Raw genomic sequence first — 18,197 nt, 5'->3', positions numbered from 1 at the left:
GGTCGCTGGGTGTCCCGTATGCGTCCGCCGCTCCCCCTCGCTCTCTGCCTCCTGATGCTGGGTGCCGCCGTCGCACGGGCGGATCCGCCGGAGGTGGAGGCGACGCCCGGGCGCGTGGTGCTCGGGCAGGACGTCACCGTGGAGGTGCGGGTGCGGGTGCCCAGGGGCGCCGGCCCCGTGCGCGCGGCGGCCTCCTCTGGAACCTGGGAACAGACGCGGGTGGAGGGCGGCGCCGAGCGCGTCTTCCACTGGACGCCTCCGCCGGTGCGCTACCCGCTGTGGGCGGTGCTCGCGTTCTGGGTGGAGGACGGCCGCGCGCCGGAGGTCACCACCGTGCGGCTGCCCCTCCTGGGACGCACCACGCTGGACGTGTCCACGGCGCCGGGCGCGGAGGTGGTGGTCGCGGTGGGCGACGCGCGCTTCGGCCCGGTGAAGGCGAACGGGCGAGGCCAGGCGCAGGTGCCCGTGGAGGTGCCGCCGGATGCGACGGAGGCGCGCGTGCTCGCGACCCGGGGCACGCTCACCACGGATCGCCGCGCGCCGCTGGAGGTGCCCGCCGCGCGTCCGCTCGTAGCCGCGCTCACGCCGGATCCGCTGCCCGTGGAGGGCGGTGGCTGGCTGATCATCGCGGGTAACGAGGAGCGGATCGCCGCCTCGGAGCTGAGCGTGGAGGCGGAGGGCGCCACCGTGAAGCCGGTGGATCCGGACCGCGCGCGCTACACGGTGCAGCCGCGCGCGGACGCCACGGACGTGTCCGTCACCGTGCGCTGGACTGATGCGCCCGTCGAGGACGCGGTGACGCTCCAGGGCGCGGTGAAGCCCGCCGCCGTGCGGCCCGCGGAGGTGGTGATCATCGACACCGACAGACCCTTCCCGGCACACGGTGTCGCGGTCCCGGCGGCGGCGGTACGGACGTCGCTGTTCCTCCTGGGCGGCGCCGCGTTCGCGAGCGGCGCCAATGGAGGGCCGCTGCTGGGGCTGGGCGTCTCCGTGCCGCTGCCGGTGCCGGCACCGTTCTGGCGCGTGGCGGCGGAGGCGGAGGTGGGCCTGCGTCACGCAAGCATGGACGGACAGCAGGGAGGCGCGGAGGTGCACTCGCGCGTGTGGGGGATCCCCCTGCTTTTGTCCGCGCGGGTCACCCTTTTCCAGCGGGGTTCCTTTCAGCTGGACGGCCGTGCAGGCGGCGGAGTGCTGGCTTTGAGCCATCACCTGTCGACGCAAGGCATTGGGACCGGGGACGTCTTTCCTGACGTCGTGGATGAGCGCAGAGTGCGCGCCATGGGATTCCTGGCCGCGCAGGGCGCCTACCGGTTGGGCCGTTTCAGCCTCCTCACGGAGGTGCGCGCGGCATTGGCGCCGGTGGAGACCCCGTCGCTGCGCGCCGAGCTGGGCGGCGTGTCCGTGTCCGCGGGGCTGAGGTTCGTCCCGTGATGCGCGCGGCCCTGGCCACCACGGTGGGGATGGCGGTGCTGGCGTGGGCCTGCACGGGGGATCCCGCTGCGCTGCCTCCGCCCACCATCGTCGGCGTGGAGCCCGCGACGCTGCCGGTGAACGCGAAGGACGAGGACGTCACCGTTCGGTTCGACGCGCGCTACAGCGTGGCCGTGGACTACGGCGAGGAGAAGGTGGATGCGCGCATGGGGTCTGGCCGCATCTGGATGGATGATCAGGAAGCGGCGGTGTCGAGCTTCGACCCGGCGGGCGTCGCCATCGTGACGGTGCCCCGGGGGCTGGGCGCGGGCGCGCACGCGGTGCGGCTGCGACTGGATGACGGGCGCGAGGCGGTGGCCGAGGGCGCCCTCACCCTGCGCCCTCCGGGACAGGAGGTCATCGACCCTCCCCTCCCCGAGGACGGCGGCGTGCTCATCCTCACCGACGCCGGGCCCGTCTACGGCGACTTCGACGGCGGGGTCGACGAAACGGACGGCGGCGACCGGGTGATGGACGCGGGCCCCGGGCCGGACGAGCCGATGCGCGAGGGCGACGTCACGGGCTTCAGCTTCGACACCATCGAAGGCACGCGCGTGAGCCGGACGTCCTTCGCCATCACGGTGCGCGCCCAGGGGCCGAGGGCCGGACACTTCCAGGGCTCGGTGGAGCTGAGCGCGTCGCGCGGGACGGTGACGCCCAGCAAGATCGGCCCCTGCATCCTGGGCGCGTGCCTCGCGTTCGTCGTCATGGACGCGCCCGCGGGCAACGTGCACCTCACCGCGAGGGACAGCTTCGGCGTGACCGGCGACTCCAACACGTTCCGCCTGGAGCCGTACAAGTAGCGCCGCGCCTCACCCCGCAGCGCGCAGCAGCTCCAACGTGCGCTGCATGTCCGCGGGAAGCGGCGCGTCCACGCCGCGCGCGGGCAGCCCGGGCAACGCGGGCCACTCCACCCGGGCGGCATGCAGCGGCGTCCGGGTCAGCACCTCCTGACTCCCCTGCCCTCCCAGGTCGCCTTCCGTGAGCGGCGCCTCGCGGCCGTACTGGTGGTCCACGAGCAGCGGATGCCCCAGGGACAGCAAGTGCACGCGGATCTGATGCGTGCGGCCCGTCAGCGGCTCCGCCTCCACCAGCGACGCGCTCGCGAAGGTCTCCACCGGACGCACCCGCGTGCGTGACAGCTTCGCGTCCGGCTCCTCCGGCTTCGCCACGCGCATGCGCCCCTTGCGGCCGGCGACGAGCGGCGCGTCCACCATCTGGGGCGCCTCCAGCCGGCCCTCCACCAGGGCGCGGTAGCGCTTGCGCACCTTGCCCGTCTCGAAGGCCTGGGACAGCGCGCGGTGCACGGCCGCGTCCAGCGCGAACACCAGCGCGCCGGACGTGTCGCGATCCAACCGGTGCACCACGAAGACCTTGCGGCCCAGGTGGGCTTCCAGCGTGTCGCGCAGGGACGGGCCGCCCTCACGGCCGGGGATGACGAGCACCCCGGCCGGCTTGTCCACCACCATCACGCCCGCGCCCTCGAAGAGGACGCGGGGAACGTCACGGCTCATTCGTAGTCCGATGCCGGCACGACGGTGATGGGGCCCAGCCCCTCCAGGAGCGGCTTCACCTCCGACGCCTTGCCCAGCACCACGATGACGGGCCGGTCCGCGAAGGCGTACTTCTTCGCCGCGGCGGCCACGTCCCTGGGCGTCACCGCGCGCAGCCGGTCGCGGAACTTCTCCACCCAGTCGTCGCCCAGGCCGTGCATGCGCATGTCCGCGATGACGGAGGCCACGGACTCGTTGGTCTCCGTGCGCAGCGGATACAGGCCGGCCAGGTAGCTCTGCGCGTCCTTCAGCTCACGGGGCTTGAGGCCGCCGTCGCGCACGCCGTGGATCTCCTTCAGCGCCACGTCGATGATCTCCCGCGTGGACGCGGTCTTCGTGAACGTGGACAGCGCGAAGATGCCGGCCGCGCTCATCGTGTCGAAGTAGGAGCTGACGCCGTAGGTGAGGCCCCGGTTGACGCGGATCTCGTTCATCAGCCGCGACGTGAAGCCGCCGCCCAGCGCGATGTTCATCGCCGTGGCCGGGAAGTAGTCCTCGTGGCCCAGCCAGAAGCCGGGGCCGCCCAGGCGCACCTGGGACTGCGTCTGGTCCGGCTTGTCCACCAGCAGCACCGTGCCGGCCTTCGCCAGCGGCTCCTGCTTGCGGGGCAGCATCGGCTCCGCGTCGGGGCCGCCCGTCCAGCCGGCGAAGGCGCGCTCGGCCTCCGCGGCCACGGTCGCCGGGTCGATGGCGCCCACCACCGTGAGCAGGGAGATGCGCGGCCCCATGCACTCGGCGTGGAAGCGGACCACGTCGTCGCGGGTGAAGGTGGACACGGTGCGCTTGTTGCCGCCCAGGTCGCGCCCGTACGGATGGTCCCCCCAGATGGCGCGCGTGAAGGCGCGGTCCGCGATGGAGGACGGATCATCCAGGTCGTTGGCGAACTGCGCCAGCGCGCGCTCCCGCGCGTCCACGACCTCCTTCTCCGGGAACGTGGGCTCGCGCACCACCTGCCCCAGCACGTCCAGCATCGCGGAGAAGTGCTCCGCGGGCGTGGTGAGGTAGACGGACAGCACGTCCTCGTTGACGCCCGCGTAGAGGCTGGCGCCCACGAACTCGATGGCTTCACTGATGCCATCCGCGTCCATGCGCTTCGTGCCCCGGCGCATAAGGCGCGCGGTGAAGTCCGCCAGGCCGTCCTTGCCCTGCGGGTCCCACACCCCGCCCGCGCGCATCACCAGCCGCACGGAGACGAGCGGCAGCGGCCCGCGCTCGGCGGCGATGACCCTCAGGCCCGTGGACGTCGTGCTCTCATGCAGCGCGGGCAGCTTCAGCTCGCCGGTGGCGGCGGACTTCGGCGCGGGCGCGGCCTTCACCAGCTTCTTCAGCTTCCTGGCCTGGGCCGGGACGGCCTTCTTCGCCTGCGCGACCTTCTTGCGAGCGGCGGTGGCCTGCTTGCGCACGGCCTTGGCGGCCTTGCGGACGGTGCTCTTCACGTTGGCGATCTTTCGGGAGGCCATGGTTTACGCCTCCGCCGCTTCGTCACCGGCCTCTTCGGCGCCGGCTTCGGGATGGAGGGTGACCACCGAGCGGCGCTCGGGGGCGAAGTACTTCGCGGCCACGGACTTCACCTGCTCCGCCGTGACGGACGCGTAGAAGGTCGGCAGGGACAGGCCCTCGCGCCAGTCGCCCAGCAGGGCCTCGTAGTGGCCCAGGGCGTGGCCCCGGCCGCTGTTGGTGGACAGCTCCCGCAGGTGGTCCGCGCGCAGGTTGTTCTTCGCCTTCTGCAGCTCCTTGTCGGTGACGCCCTCGCGCGCAAGCCGCTCCAGCTCCGCGTACAGCAGGGCCTCCACCTTCGCCGCGTCCGAGTCCGGCTTGAGCTCCAGGTAGAACAGGATGGTCCCCGGGTCGATGCGCCAGCTCCAGTCGAGCATCACCGACACGGCGGCCTTCTGGTCATACACGAGCGACTTCACCAGCCGGCTGCCCTCGCCCTTGGTGAGGATGTACTGGACGACGTCCAGCACCAGCGTGTCCTCGTCGCTGGCGGCGGGGCCGCGGAAGCCGATCATCACGGACGGCGACTGCGCGGGGTGGCGCACCACGGCGCGGCGCTCGCCCTTCTGCTCCGGCTCCGCGTTGAGCACCGGCGCGGGCGTGGGGCCGCGCGGGATGTTGCCGTAGTAGCGCTTCACCAGCGCGAGCGTCTTCTTCGGGTCGATGTCCCCGACGATATAGAGCACCGCGTTGTTGGGCGCGTAGTACGTGCGGAAGTACTCCTGGCAGTCCTCGCGGGTGATGTTCTCGATGTCCGCCATCCACCCGATGACGGGCCAGCGGTACGCGTGCGCCTTGTAGACGAGCGTGCCCAACTCCTCGTCCATCATGCCGGGGATCTCATTGTCCACGCGGACGCGGCGCTCCTCCATCACGACCTGGCGCTCGCTGGCCAGGGTCTGGTCGGAGATGCGCAGGGAGCGCATCCGGTCCGACTCCAGGTCGAGCACCGTCTCCAGCGCGTCCGCGCTGAAGTCGTCGTAGTACACGGTCATGTCATTGGACGTGTACGCGTTCGAGCGGCCGCCGTTGGACTCCAGCGTCTTGTCGAACATCTTGGGGCCGTACTTCTTCGCCCCGTTGAACATCATGTGTTCGAACAGGTGGCTGATGCCGGTGATGCCGGGCCGCTCGTTGCGGCTGCCCACCTGGAAGAAGGTGTAGAGGCTGACCACCGGGGCCTGATGGTTCGCCAGCAGGCGGACCTTGAGGCCGTTGGGCAGGGTTGCCTCGTGAACGTCGAAGAGCGCTGCGAGCGTGGGGTCCACCGCGCGCACGGCGGTGGACCGCGGGGATGCCTTGGACATAGGTGCCACACCGTAACCACGGCGCGGCTAGAGATCCACGACACCTTGACGCAGGGCCATCACCACCGCGTCCACGTGGGAGTTGACGCCCATCTTCCGGTAGATATGCGACAGGTGCGTGCGCACCGTGCGCCGCTCCAGCGTCATCACCCGCCCCACCTCCGCGTTGGACAGGCCCTTGGCCACGTAGCGAAGGACGTCCAGCTCCACGGCCGTCAGCCCCCAGGGCAGCTCGGCGGGCTTCTGGGCGGGCTTGGATTGGATGGACTGGAAGTAGTTCCAGAAGCGCCGGGCGATGATGGGCTCCAGCACGGTGCCCCCGTCCATGACCTCCTGGATGCCGGAGCGGATCTTCTCCGGCCCCACTCGCTTCACCAGGTAGCCGGACGCACCGGCCTGGATGGCCTCGTAGACCTTCTGCTCGTCCTCGAAGGACGTGAGGATGAGGATCTCCACCTCGGGCGCGCGGCGCTTGACCTTCTGGGTCACCTGGATGCCGTTGAGGCTGGGCAGCTCCAGGTCCAGCAGGACGAGCTGCGGGCGTTCACGGACGATGTCGTCCACCGCCTGCTCGCCGTCCTGGGACGTGCCCACGATCTCCAGCTCCGGAAAGGTGCCCAGCACCTTGACCAGGTTCTTCAGGAGCTGGGGCTGGTCCTCGACGACGAAGATGCGCGTGCGCTCCACGGAACTCACCGCCTGGTGGGGGGAGGCTGGAACTGTTCGTCCAGCTTCTGGTGCTGGCCCCGCGAGAAGCGGAGCTGGAAGTCCTTCTGCTCGCCGGTGGAGATGGCCACCACGCGGATGTCGCGAGTGCCCACGCGGACCGGGTAGTTCAGCAGCGGCGTCGCGCGGCGCACCTTCGCCCCGTCGATGAAGACGTTCGCCGGCAGGTTCGTGCGCAGCGTGAGGAATGCGCGCTGGTTCTTGGGAGGAACGCCGGGCTCGGCGGTGTCCCCCTCCGCGTCCTCGTCCTCGATGTCCCGCGCGCCCGGGTTGGGCGGCGGCGCGGGCGGTGGAGGCGCGATGGGCTTGAGCGCGGACGGGTTCGCGGGCGGCGCGGGCGTGTTCGGGTCGTAACGGGGCAGCTCCGGTTCCCGCACCGGCTCCAGGCCCAGCCGCCACGCGGCGACGGCGAACATGAACAGGCCCACCAGGGCGATGCCGCCCGCGATGAAGAGCAGGCGCTTGCGGCGGGTGCCGGCGTCCACCGCGTCCATGCGCGGCGTCTCCACCGTGTCGAAGCGCTGGTTCACCGGCAGGTGCCGGTCCGACGGCGCGGGCACGGCCATGTCGGAGCGCGCGCGGCCCTCCGCCTTCGGAGGAGCCATGCGGCGCTCCGAGCGGGGTTCGGCGGGAAGGGCTTCGGTGGGTTCGGCGCGGCCCCGGCGATCAGCGGCGGCGGGCACTCCCCCGCCAGCGGGGAGGATCGCCGTCTCCTGGCCGGGAGCCCTGCCGCCAGCCCCCTTCGCGGGGCGCAGGGCCGGGCGCTTCGGCGGTTCTTCTTCCGGACTCCCGGGCTGGCCGGGGCGCATGGCGGCGCGGCGGCCGGAGGGAGGAACGGGTTCATCTCCGCCCAGGGGCGGCCCCGGGCGCATGGCCGCACGGCGGCCGGTGGGCACGGGCGGTTCGTCGTCCCCGAGGGCCGGACCGGGGCGCATGGCGGCGCGGCGGCCGGTGGGCACGGGCGGTTCATCGTCCCCGAGGGCCGGACCGGAGAAGTCCTCGATGACCTTCACGCGCGGATTGCGTCCCGCGCGCGCGGACGCCGGACTGTCCGGACGGCGGGACTTCTGCGCGAGGACTCCTGGCGGCGCGTCCCAGCCCTGCTCCAGCGGCCCCGCGTGTGAAGGGTCCGTGCTCCGTGCTCCGCTCGTCGGCTCGGGCTCGTCGTTCGCGGGCGCGTCACCATCCGGCGCGTAGTCCTCGGGGCGGAACGCCTCGAAGCCGGGCGCGGCCTCCTGCGTCTCGGCGGACGCCTCCTGCTCCGTGGGCGCTCGGCTGTACGGCGCGCGCTGGACGATGGAGGCCTCCAGCTCTTCCGCGTGCAGGTCGTCCATCTCCGCGCCGGAGACGGGCTCCAGTTGGAAGGGCTCCGCGAACGGCACGGGCCCGGGTGCGGCGAGGCTCACCTCGTTGGGGAACAGCTCCGACACGAAGCGCGCCACCTCCTCCGCGCCGGGCAGGCCGCCGCCCGCGGAGAGGAAGTTGCGCAGGGCCTGGGCGAACTCGCCGCACGAGCGGAAGCGCCGCTGGGGCGCCGGATCCAACGCGCGCATGATCGCCGGATCCAGCCGCGAGTTGATCCGCCGGTCCAACCGGCTGGGCGGAGGCAGCGTCTCGCGGCGGGTGCTCACGCCGCTGCCGGGCACCACGGCCTCGCGCAGCGTGAGCAGCTCGTACGCGATGGCGCCCAGCGAGTACACGTCGGACGCCTCCGTGGGCGTCTCGCCGCGGGTGACCTCCGGTGCCCGGTAGGCGCTGCGGCCCCGGTGCGCGAACGTGCGCTTGAGCTGGGGCACGGACAGGAGCGCCTGGAGCGCGCCGAAGTCGCAGATGGCCGGGAAGCCGTCGCGGGACAGGAGCACGTTGCCGGGGGTGATGGCCCCGTGGACGGCGCCCGCGTCGTGCGCGAGCTGCACGGTCTCCAGCAACTGGATGACGATGGACAGCGCCACCGTGGGCGGCAGCAGCACCTCCTTCGTGTTGAGGCGCTGGAGCGCGACGCCCAGCGTGAAGCCGTCCACGTCCTCGCGCACCACGGCGAGCCGCTGGCGCACGAAGCCCACGTCCACGACATGGAGGAGGCCCGGGTGGCGCACGGGCTGGAGCAGCCGCACCGTCTCCGCCAGCGAGCGGGCATAGGCGGGGTCGGAGGTGCGCGGCAGGAAGAGCTTCACCGCGACGGGGATGGTGGGCAGCAGCACGGACTCGTACAGCTCCGCGAGGTCCCCTGCCTCGGTGCGGCCGATGAGCCGGTACGTCCCGCTCATCGTTGCTTCCGGGGCGCCTTGGGCGTGCTGGCGCGGCGGCGGGTCACGGCGGCGAACATGAAGCCACACCACACGCACGACTCACCGCGCCGTCCCCGGGGCAGCTCCAGGGTGCAGCCGGGGCAACGGGGACGGGGCCTGGCGGTGCGGACGGTGGCGGCGGAGGCGCTGGCGCGGGTGCGGACGACGGGCGGCTTGCGGGCCTCCAGGGCGAGCCGGGCCTCCAGACGACGCACCCGGTCCTCCAGCGCGGTGATTCGAGCGGCCAGGCGCGCGTGGAGGTCCTCGGCGGAGGCCGGGGATGGACGTGGGGTGCGCATCGTTGGACAGAGCGTGCCAGCCCCGTGCGAAGCCCGCAAGGACGCGGGCGAAGGGTGTGCGGCGCGTGTTATGTCTTGAGGTCCCGTGTCGCCCCTACTCTCGACTGTCAGGCCCATCCCGGGCGGACCCTCCGTGGATCCGCTGCACGGGAGCTTCCGTTCCTCCATCCGCCGCGAGCACGCCGACGACGCGGCCCGCCGGGCGAGGGACCTGCTCACCGACGATGTGCTCGGCCGGCTGCTCACCACGCCGCGCGAGGCCGCGGACCAGGTGCCGCATTCGCGGGACGTGTTCGTCAACCGCAACCTGCGCATGGACCACATCGAGCTCATCGGGTTCGACATGGACTACACGCTGGCCATCTACCACATGCGCCGGCTGGAGCAGTTGTCGTTTGACATGACGCTCGCGAAGCTGATCAGCGAGTACGGCTACCCGCCGTTCGTGGGAGGCCTGCTCTACGATCACCACTTCGTGATGCGCGGCCTGGCGGTGGACCGCGTCAACGGCAACGTCCTGAAGATGGACCGCTTCGGTCACGTGGGGCGCGCGTACCACGGCCTGCGTCCGCTCAAGCGCGACGCGTGGAAGGAGCTGTACCGCAACAAGCGCGTGCGGCTGCGCAACCCGCAGTTCGCGTGGAACGACACGCTCTTCGCGTTGCCGGAGACGTGCCTGTACTCGGGCATCATCGAGCTGATGGAGTCGCTGGGGCACACCGTGAACTACGGCAAGCTCTACGACGACATCCGGGAAGCCATCGACACGGTGCACCGGGACAACTCGCTCAAGCGGGAGATCCGCAAGGACCTGGCGCGCTACGTGTTCCTGGATCCGGAGCTGGGTCCGGCGTTGCACAAGCTGCGCTCGGGCGGGAAGCGGTTGTTCCTGCTAACGAACTCCGCGTGGGACTACACGAACGCGGTGATGCGCTACCTCTTGGACGGGCAGTTGCCGGAATACCCCAGCTGGCGCAACTACTTCGACTTCGTGGTGACGGCGGCGGGCAAGCCGGCCTTCTTCACGGAAGCGCGGCCGTTCCTGGAGCTGGACTCCTCCACGGAGGCCGGCAAGGTCGTGGGCGAGGCGAAGTCGCTGGAGCGCGGCACGGTGTACTCGGGCGGCAACCTGGCCCAGTTCGAGGAGTTCACCGGCTACCGGGGCGAGCACATCCTCTACGTGGGCGACCACATCTACGGCGACATCCTGAAGTCGAAGAAGTCGTCGCTGTGGCGCACGTGCATGATCGTCCAGGAGATTGAGGACGAGATCACCTACACGGACGCGCGGCGCGAGGAGATCACCACGTTGTCCGAGGTGGAGCTGACGCGAGCGCGGCTGGACGACGAGGTGAACCACCGCAAGACGGTGCTGAACACCCTGGAGCGCAGGCTGGAGCGCGAGGAGCTGTCGGCTCCGGAGCGCCAGGAGGTGGAGGAGCTGCGCAAGAAGGTGAAGGCGGAGCTGGAGAAGCTGCGCCGTTCGCTGAAGGAGACCAACGGCATCGCGGACACGCTGGAGCGCGACGTCGAGGAGGGCTTCAACCCGTACTGGGGCCTGCTGTTCAAGGAGGGCAACGAGAACAGCCGCTTCGGCTACCAGGTGGAGCAGTACGCGTGTCTCTACACGAGCCGCGTGTCGAACTTCCTGCACCACTCGCCCATGCAGTACTACCGCTCGCCGCGCGACCTGATGGCGCACGAGCAGGCTGGAGCGCTGTCGAGCAAGATGTCCCCCATGGGCAGTGAGGGTCCGCCGAAGGGGTCGGAGAAGGAGTAGCTCAGGGCGTCGCGGGCAGCCGTCCCCAGATGACGTCACTGAAGCGCGAGGTGGGCTCCGGCTGGATGCCCACCTTCTTCAGGTCATCGGTGTGACGGGCGCCCTTCACGACGACCCACCGGCGAGCGACACGTCTCCCCTCCTCCACCGCTTCAGGAGTGAGGGGGGCATGCTCCGCGAAGCGGCGCAGGACGTCGAAGGCGGGCTGGGCCTTCTTCGGCTTGGCGAACATCGGGTCGAAGAACACGACGTCGAAGGACTTCGAGGGCAGCGTCTTCAAGTACGCGTGAGCATCCGCGTGGATCACTTCGATGGCGCACGAGTCCGCGCCCCGGTCGTAGCGCTGGAGCCCCTCCGCGGCGACGACGCACAGGGGCAGGCTCTTCTCCAGGCCGACGACACGGCCCGTGGGCCCGACGGCAAGCGAAGCCACCAGCGCGTCTTGAGCCAGCCCCAGGGTGCAGTCGAGCACGGCATCCCCGGGGACGATCTCCGCGACCTTGAGGAACGCATCATCGCGCTGCCCCTGCCGCAGCCGCATGCGCCGCAGGTGCGCCATGCCCGCGTGGAAGCCGAATGAACCCTGCGGCGCCCACAGCGTCACGCCATCGCCGCCCACGACGAGCAGCGCATCGACCTTGGAGCCCAGCCAGGGCGCGATGCCCTCACCGGAGCGGCGCGGAAGGAACGGCAGGCTCCACCGCTGCGCCACGGCCCGCGCCTCGCGCACCGTGGCCGCATCCGTCTTCGTGCTGGTGGTGACAGCGAGGGGAACCGACACCGCCACCCTACTCCGCGACCGCCGCCAGCTTCCGGCCACCCTGCATCTGCGCCACCGTCACGGACTGGTTCCGGCCGTTGCGCTTCGAGTGGTACAGGCACTGGTCCGCCAGGTCGATCATCTGCTGCTTCTCCATGGCGTTGTCCGGGAACGTCGCGATGCCCAGCGACATCGTGATGCGCAGCGGGCCCATCTCCGTCTGGAACACCTCCGCCATCACCGCCTCGCGGATGCGCTCCGCGATGATCTTCGCGCCCTGCACGTCCGTCTCCGGCATCACCATCACGAACTCCTCGCCGCCGTAGCGGGCGACGACGTCCGTGTCCCGCGCCAGCGTCTTGATGATGCGCGCCACGCCCTTGAGCACCTGGTCGCCCGTCGGGTGGCCGTAGGTGTCGTTCACGCTCTTGAAGTGGTCCACGTCCGTCAACATGATGGAGCACTTGCGGTTGTACCGCCGCGCCTGCGCCAGGATTTCGTCCGCGCGCGACTGGAACGTGCGGTGGTTCAAGAGGCCCGTGAGGCCGTCCGTCGTCGCCATCCGCTCCATCTGCTCGTAGAGCTGCGCGCGCAACACCGCCTGCGCCGCCTGGATGGCGATGACCTCGATCATCCGCAGCACGTCCTGCTCGAACGCCGCCTTCTTGCGCGACCCCGCCACCAGCGTGCCCAGAATGCGGTCCCCCGCCACCAGCGGGAAGATCTTCAGCGCGCCCAGGCCGCGCACCTGCGTCTCCTCATCGAAGATGACCTGGCGGTCCATCGCCTTGATGTCCCGCCCCGGCAGCGGCGCCCCGTAGCGCACCACGTTCGCCACCAGGCCATTGTTGTCCTGGAACGTCTGCCCCTCCAGCGCCTTGCCCTGCGCCGTGACGCCCGTCATCCGCGCCACGCGGTGCACCCGCTTGCCCTCGACCTCCGACACCAGCGTCACCGCGCAGAAGTCCAGGCCCGCCAGCTGCCGCGTCGCCTCCAGCACCGCCACGAACACCTGGTCCGGGCTGCCCGCGCGGTTGAGCTCTTCAATCGCCCGGAAGAACCGGTCCTTCTCATCGCGCGTCTTGCGGATGTAGCTCATCACCCGCTCCACCTCGATGGAGCGCAGCACCTCTCCCGCGATGGTGGTGAGCATCTTCTCGTCCTGGTCCGTGAACGGCTCGTTCTTGAGCTTGTCCGCCACCAGCACGCCGCGCACCAGCCCGCTGCCCTCCAGGATGGGCACCGCCAGCAGCGCCTGCACCGTGGGGCCACCGCCCTCGTAGTACGTGACGCCCTTGAGCCCCTGCGGCGAGTTCATCCGCACCGGCGCGCGGCGCTTCAGCACGCCGCCGATGATGCCCTCGCCCGCGTTGAACTTCTCGCGCTGCACCCGCTCCGAACCCGAGCGGCAGTCGTACAGCTTCAGGCTCCGGTCGTCCGACGTGAGCAGGAACGCCGCGCAGGTGTCCGTGCGCAGGCCCGTCTCCGCGATCTCCAGCGCCGCGTGCACCGCGCCCTCAATCTCCTTCACCGACGCGACCAGCCACTTCTCGTCGGAGTTCATCCCGCTGAAGCTGTCCTGCGTCCCGGAGGACACCAGCCGGAAGGTGCGCGCGCGCTCCTCCACCTCACGGATGCGCTTCTGCACCGCGTCCGACTCCGCCCGCTTCGCCACCGCCATCCGCGTGGACAGCACCAGGTGGTACAGCCCCGCGAACAGCGCCAGGAACGCCGCGTGCGTCAGGAACCCGGTGACGTTCACCACCGGCCCGCCCAGCGTCACCAGGCCGTCGTACACCAGCGCCACGCCCAGAAGCGTCATGCCCGCGTTGCGCGGCAGGAACGCCACCAGGAACGCCATCAAGAGGTAGACGATGGGGAACAGCTCCCCGCCGCCAATGGCCACCACGATGAAGGCCGCGGAGATGAGCCCGCCGCCCAGCTCCAGGTCGTCACGCAGGTCGATGACCGCGCCCACCGAGGAGCGCATGGCCCGGCGCCACGCCGCCATGCCGATGCCGACGAGCAGCCCCATCACCAGCGCCGCTTCCGTCCAGCCCAGCGTGTGCAGGTCCCGGAAGCCGCCGCGCGCCAGGTGGACGAACGTGGCCAGCGCCACCGCGGCGGGGATGGCTCGGAAGAACGCGCGCACGAGCTTCGCGGGAGAGGGCACCACGGACAGCGAGGTCATGGCGACTCCAGGTGGAAGACGATTTCGCCCGGCTTCACGTAGCCGAGCTCCTCACGGACCGACTGCTCGAGCGTCGCGGGGTCCTTGCGCAGCGCCGCGATCTCCTTGCGGAGCGCGTCGTTCTGCGCGGCCAGCGCGCGGTTGCGCTCGTCGAGCGCCTCCACGTCCTGGCGCAGGCGCAGGTAGCGCCGGAAGCCCTTGGCGTCCGCCACCGAAGCGAGGCTCAAGGCCACCGCCACCACCGCCGCCACCATCAGGAGCTTTCGCCGGGACGTCATGAGCGCCGGCGAAGGTACCAGCGGCCCCCCTGCCCGCAAGAATTCCGCTCCAGCCCTGTAGCACCCCGGGCGAGGGCGGAAATCAGTCCGCCTTCAGCAGCTTTTCAATGGCCTTCGCCACGTCCGCCTGGCCTTCAATCCCCTGCCACGCGGCCACCGCGCGGCCGTGCCTGTCCAGCAGCACCGTGCTGGGCAGCGCCCGGATGCGGCCGAAGGCGCTCTCCCCCGCGCGCATCCGCTCGTCGGACAGGAGCACCGGGTAGGGAAAGGCGTAGTGGTTCGCGAACGGACCCAGCACCTTGCCCTCGTCGATGTCCATCCCCACCGCGACGACCTGGAAGCCCTGGGGGCCGTAGGTCTCCTGGAGCTTCGTCAGCGTGGGCTGATCCGCCAGGCACGGGAAGCACCAGGTGGCCATGAAGGACACCAGCACCACCTTGCCGGGGAGCTGGCGGGGGTCGTAGCGCGTGGGCCCCACCGACGGCAGCCACAGCGCCCGGTAGAAGGCAGGCCCGGCGTCCACCGGCCCACCGTGGCGGCAGCCCGCCAACGAGCCCAGGAGGCACAGCGCGCCCAGCGCCACCGCGCGCCAGGGCGTGCGTCGTCGCACCGGGCTCACCGCGCTCAGGCCTCTGACTCCGGAGGGCCACCCCGGAGCTGGCACTCGCGACACAAGCCGTACAGCTCCATCTTGTGCGACGTCACCGTGAAGCCGTGCTTGCGCGCCACCGCGTCCTGGAGCGTCTCGATGCGGTCGTTCTCGAACTCCACGATGGTGCCGCAGCTCGTGCAGATGAGGTGGTCGTGGTGCTCGCGCCCCGCCGCCGCCTCGTAGCGAGTCTGCCCGTCACCGAAGTTGCGCGCGTGGGCCAGGCCGCACTCGTTGAGCAGCTTCATGGTCCGGTACACGGTCGCCACGGACACCTTGGTGTCCTGCTCGCGCACCTTGTTCCACAGCTCCTCCACGGACAGATGACCGCCCACCTCGAAGAAGGTGTCGATGATGAGGCTGCGCTGGCGCGTGCTCTTCAGGCCGTGCTGGGCCATGTAGCGCGCCAGCACCTCGTCCTTGTCCTTGTCCGAGGGGCCGTGGGAGTGGGAGTGGCTGTGGTGATGGGTCGTCATCTGCAATCTCTGGAGCACCCCATGTGTTGGGGTGGGGATGCCTGCTCCCGCAAGTCATTCTGGCCGGCCGGCCCTGGCAAGCGCCCGCTCCCCCGCTGACTACCATGGACTTCGGTGTCTTCGGCTTGCGCCGCGCGTGGGCTGTTTACATTGAGGCCGGACTGGCTCATTGACACCTGTCTGGCCGCGAAGATAGAGGCATCCGCCCTCGTAAACGAGCAATTTTCCGAACCTTTCCATGATCAGTCCCTGGCAGAGAAGACGGCAGCCCGATGACGTACCCACCCCGGTGGCGGTGGCGGTGTCGGACTTCTGCCGACGCGCGAAGGCTCCGGCCCCCGCACAGCAGGTCCGCGAAGCGCTCGCGCTTCTCACGGAGGATGAGGACTTCCGGGTCCGCGCCCTCACGGACGGTGAACCGGAGACGTCCCCCCTGGGGCCCTTCGCGGTGGTGGACATCCTGCGCGGCGTGACGCCGGCGCTCGCGGCCCAGCGCCAGGAGTGCGGCTACTACGACGTGGCGCAGGAGCTGGCCCAGGTGCGCGAGGAGAAGACGCCGCCTCCCGCGCCCGCCCCCACGACGCCCGTGTTCGCGCTCCCCACCCCGCCCTCCGAGGAGACGGACGCGAAGACCGGCCGCCGCAAGAGCGCCAAGGCGGAGGCCGCCGCCGTCCAGGAGCGCATCGCGCCCAAGAAGCGCACCACCGACGCGGAGGACGCCGACGCCGACGCCGCCGCGCCCACCCCGGCGCCCCAGGCCCCCCAGGAAGAGGAGGCCCCGCGCTTCCTCAAGCGCGAGCTGCCCCGCCCCCGCGGCCGCTTCACCCGCGTGGAGGCCCAGCGACTGTCGTTCTTTGAACTGACGCGCGCCGAGGGCAAGGAGACGCTGGAGGCCGCCATCGAGGCCACGGAGCACCGCTTCTCACTGCTGCGCACGCTGGAGCACCGCTACAACGGCCCGCGCGGTGAGCTGACCCAGGTCGACATGGAGAACGTGCTGCGCCAGCACGGCATCATGGAGACGCTGGAGGCCCGCGAGCGCCACAACATCGAGACCGCCTACGCGTCCCAGCGCGGCGCCGCCGGCCGGGTGGCCTGGGCGCTCGGCCTGTCTCCCAGCGAGCTGCAGCGGCTCACGCACGCGCTCAAGATGGAAGAGGTGGTGGAGGCCCTGCGCGAGCGCTTCCGCAACGAAGTGCTGGCCACGGGCCACCTCACCCACCGGTTGGATCTGCTCGGCCGGGACAAGTACCTGGTGGACCTGGGCATCCAGAAGCGCTTCGCCGACGCGCTCCGCAAGGAGTTGGAGCGGCTGGCGAAGGACGCCCTGCCGGACGCCACGGATCTCCACTCGCTGGCCAACGTCGTGGGTCGCAAGCACGGCGCGCCCGCGGAGCTGGTGACCCGCGCCTTTGAACGCCTGAACCTGACGGAAGGCCTGCGCAAGCAGCTGTCCGCCCAGGCCCAATCCCCTTCGCACTGACTCACCGACGAGGTACCCACCCCATGCCCATCTACGAGTACGGCTGCTCGGCCTGTGGAAAGACCATCGACGTCCTGCAGAAGATGTCCGACCCGACGCCCCCCGCCTGCACCGCGTGCGGCGCCCAGGGCACGCTGAGCAAGCAGGTCAGCCGCTCCAGCTTCCACCTCAAGGGTGGCGGCTGGTACTCGGACCTGTACGGCTCCACGAAGAAGGACGGCGGCGGTTCGTCGTCATCGTCCTCCTCGTCTTCGAGCGCGTCGTCGTCCGCATCCTCGAGCAGCAGCACGAGCACGGCGGCCAGCGCTCCCGCGGCCGCGCCGAGCACGTCGTCCGCGTCCGGCGACAAGTCGTAGCGCTTCCGCGTTCCACCGCCCCCGGCTGAAAATTCGCTGGGGGCGCGGGGAGGCCGCACACTTCACGCGTGCCCTTTCCTCCCTCGAAGCGTCCCCCCCGCCACTGCGCGCTGTGCGGCCATCCGGAGCTGACGGATGCGCGGGGGCAGGGGCGGTTCCTCCTGGTCGCGGACCCGCACGGCCGTGGTCCCGTGTGTCCTCCGCAGCGCGGCTGCCGCAACGGCAAGCTCGCGGCGACGGACACGCCAGCGCTGACGCAGGCCATCCGCTAGGCTAAGCAGACACCCGAAGGCGCGCGCCGTCCCACCCCGCGCGCCTCCAGGTGCCATGCCGCGTTCCTTCCGCTCGCTGTCGTCGTTGTTCCTGGTGCCGCTCGTGGCCGCCGTGTCCATCGGCTGCGCGTCCGCCACCCGCATGTCCCCCGAGGATCGCGCCGCGCTGGATCGCGGCCTCAGCGGCCCGGACGCGGAGCAGTACCTGCGCGTCTCCGCCTACCTGACGCCCTTCTTCGGGGACGCGTCCAAGCGGCTGCTCACGCCCTACCCGCCGGAGGACGTGCGGCTGGTGGACGACACCCAGGGCAAGCCCATCAACCCCGGCCCCATCCAGGCCACCCTCCCCGCCGGCTCGCGCGTGCGGATCACCAAGGTGGAGTTCCCCACCGCGTGGGTCGTCACCGAGCGCGTCCTCTACTCCCCGCGCACCTGGCCGTGGGTGTACGTGACGGTGGAGGGCGCCCCCGCGGGTGAGCAGGTGGTGATGGTGCTGCCGCCCAACCTCGACCGGCAGGACGCGTTCCGCGCCGAGTTGGGGAACACGCTGTCCCCCCACCCGCTCACGGAGCAGCTCAATGGCTTCACCGCGGCGGTGAGGGAGGCCGTGCGCACCAAGACGCTGGTGCCGGACATGCCCGCGGAGGCGGTGCGCATGGCGTGGGGCCCGCCGGAGTCCGTGCGCCGCACGCTGGAGGGCACCTCGAAGAACGAGGAGTGGCGCTACACCGGCGAGCGCCGCAAGGTGTTCCTCACCGACGGGAGGCTGGTGCGCGCGGAAGAGGCAGGCAAATCCATCCTGCCCTGAGTGC

Annotated in this window: 18 protein-coding genes; 7 read left to right on the top strand and 11 right to left on the bottom strand. The window is 70.9% G+C overall.

Going from position 1 to position 18,197, the window contains the following annotated elements:
• Nucleotides 1-18: 18 nt before the first annotated feature.
• Nucleotides 19-1,431: a hypothetical protein gene (locus ACX114_RS19485; protein ID WP_459299883.1), complete on the top strand. Its 1,413-nt coding sequence runs from the start codon at nucleotides 19-21 to the stop codon at nucleotides 1,429-1,431.
• Nucleotides 1,428-2,273, top strand: a complete 846-nt coding sequence (locus ACX114_RS19480) for a hypothetical protein (RefSeq protein ID WP_459299881.1) — start codon at nucleotides 1,428-1,430, stop codon at nucleotides 2,271-2,273. Before ACX114_RS19485 ends, ACX114_RS19480 begins: the two co-directional genes overlap by 4 nt.
• A gap of 9 nt (nucleotides 2,274-2,282) precedes the next feature.
• Here ACX114_RS19480 and ACX114_RS19475 read toward each other — a convergent pair whose 3' ends face one another.
• Genes ACX114_RS19475 through ACX114_RS19450 form a run of 6 tightly spaced genes read right to left on the bottom strand, consistent with a single transcriptional unit; the run spans nucleotide 2,283 to nucleotide 9,140 of the window.
• Nucleotides 2,283-2,984 (bottom strand): RluA family pseudouridine synthase, encoded by a 702-nt coding sequence (locus tag ACX114_RS19475; protein WP_459299879.1) that lies wholly within the window; start codon nucleotides 2,982-2,984, stop codon nucleotides 2,283-2,285.
• Nucleotides 2,981-4,483: a M16 family metallopeptidase gene (locus tag ACX114_RS19470; RefSeq protein WP_459299877.1), complete on the bottom strand. Its 1,503-nt coding sequence runs from the start codon at nucleotides 4,481-4,483 to the stop codon at nucleotides 2,981-2,983. The genes ACX114_RS19475 and ACX114_RS19470 overlap by 4 nt, the downstream gene beginning before the upstream one ends.
• Before the next feature lie 3 nt (nucleotides 4,484-4,486).
• Nucleotides 4,487-5,827: a M16 family metallopeptidase gene (locus ACX114_RS19465; protein ID WP_459299875.1), complete on the bottom strand. Its 1,341-nt coding sequence runs from the start codon at nucleotides 5,825-5,827 to the stop codon at nucleotides 4,487-4,489.
• A 27-nt stretch (nucleotides 5,828-5,854) separates the two neighbouring features.
• The gene (locus ACX114_RS19460; RefSeq protein WP_459299873.1) at nucleotides 5,855-6,514 is read right to left on the bottom strand and encodes a response regulator; all 660 of its coding nucleotides are present in this window, start codon (nucleotides 6,512-6,514) and stop codon (nucleotides 5,855-5,857) included.
• A 5-nt stretch (nucleotides 6,515-6,519) separates the two neighbouring features.
• Entirely contained in the window at nucleotides 6,520-8,820 is a 2,301-nt protein-coding gene (locus ACX114_RS19455; protein WP_459299871.1) for a serine/threonine protein kinase, read from the bottom strand.
• Nucleotides 8,817-9,140 (bottom strand): hypothetical protein, encoded by a 324-nt coding sequence (locus ACX114_RS19450; protein WP_459299869.1) that lies wholly within the window; start codon nucleotides 9,138-9,140, stop codon nucleotides 8,817-8,819. The genes ACX114_RS19455 and ACX114_RS19450 overlap by 4 nt, the downstream gene beginning before the upstream one ends.
• A gap of 85 nt (nucleotides 9,141-9,225) precedes the next feature.
• On the opposite strand from ACX114_RS19450, the gene ACX114_RS19445 reads away from it, so the two are divergent.
• A complete protein-coding gene (locus ACX114_RS19445) occupies nucleotides 9,226-10,920 on the top strand; it encodes an HAD-IG family 5'-nucleotidase (protein ID WP_459299867.1) in 1,695 nt (564 codons plus the stop codon).
• A gap of 1 nt (nucleotide 10,921) precedes the next feature.
• Here ACX114_RS19445 and ACX114_RS19440 read toward each other — a convergent pair whose 3' ends face one another.
• The 5 genes from ACX114_RS19440 to ACX114_RS19420 all read right to left on the bottom strand — a co-directional run bounded on the left by ACX114_RS19440 (nucleotide 10,922) and on the right by ACX114_RS19420 (nucleotide 15,274).
• Nucleotides 10,922-11,701, bottom strand: a complete 780-nt coding sequence (locus tag ACX114_RS19440) for a class I SAM-dependent methyltransferase (protein WP_459299865.1) — start codon at nucleotides 11,699-11,701, stop codon at nucleotides 10,922-10,924.
• Nucleotides 11,702-11,708: 7 nt separating this feature from the next.
• A complete protein-coding gene (locus ACX114_RS19435) occupies nucleotides 11,709-13,871 on the bottom strand; it encodes a sensor domain-containing diguanylate cyclase (protein WP_459299863.1) in 2,163 nt (720 codons plus the stop codon).
• Complete coding sequence (locus ACX114_RS19430) at nucleotides 13,868-14,149, bottom strand: FtsB family cell division protein (protein WP_120551597.1); 282 nt, start codon at nucleotides 14,147-14,149, stop codon at nucleotides 13,868-13,870. The genes ACX114_RS19435 and ACX114_RS19430 overlap by 4 nt, the downstream gene beginning before the upstream one ends.
• An 82-nt stretch (nucleotides 14,150-14,231) precedes the next feature.
• A complete protein-coding gene (locus ACX114_RS19425) occupies nucleotides 14,232-14,768 on the bottom strand; it encodes a TlpA family protein disulfide reductase (protein ID WP_459299860.1) in 537 nt (178 codons plus the stop codon).
• Between the two features lie 5 nt (nucleotides 14,769-14,773).
• A complete protein-coding gene (locus tag ACX114_RS19420; RefSeq protein WP_459299858.1) occupies nucleotides 14,774-15,274 on the bottom strand; it encodes a Fur family transcriptional regulator in 501 nt (166 codons plus the stop codon).
• A gap of 238 nt (nucleotides 15,275-15,512) precedes the next feature.
• On the opposite strand from ACX114_RS19420, the gene ACX114_RS19415 reads away from it, so the two are divergent.
• The 4 genes from ACX114_RS19415 (at nucleotide 15,513) to ACX114_RS19400 (ending at nucleotide 18,193) form a co-directional block, all read left to right on the top strand.
• Entirely contained in the window at nucleotides 15,513-16,757 is a 1,245-nt protein-coding gene (locus ACX114_RS19415; RefSeq protein ID WP_459299856.1) for a hypothetical protein, read from the top strand.
• 23 nt (nucleotides 16,758-16,780) lie between these two features.
• Nucleotides 16,781-17,113: an FmdB family zinc ribbon protein gene (locus tag ACX114_RS19410; RefSeq protein WP_459299854.1), complete on the top strand. Its 333-nt coding sequence runs from the start codon at nucleotides 16,781-16,783 to the stop codon at nucleotides 17,111-17,113.
• A 68-nt stretch (nucleotides 17,114-17,181) separates the two neighbouring features.
• A complete protein-coding gene (locus tag ACX114_RS19405) occupies nucleotides 17,182-17,385 on the top strand; it encodes a hypothetical protein (RefSeq protein WP_120530714.1) in 204 nt (67 codons plus the stop codon).
• 55 nt (nucleotides 17,386-17,440) lie between these two features.
• The gene (locus ACX114_RS19400) at nucleotides 17,441-18,193 is read left to right on the top strand and encodes a hypothetical protein (RefSeq protein ID WP_459299852.1); all 753 of its coding nucleotides are present in this window, start codon (nucleotides 17,441-17,443) and stop codon (nucleotides 18,191-18,193) included.
• The last annotated feature ends 4 nt before the right edge of the window (nucleotides 18,194-18,197 follow it).

This window comes from Corallococcus sp. M7 (assembly GCF_054512695.1).
Note: the sequence above shows the minus strand (reverse complement) of the source record. Positions and strands in the feature narration are given on the sequence as shown.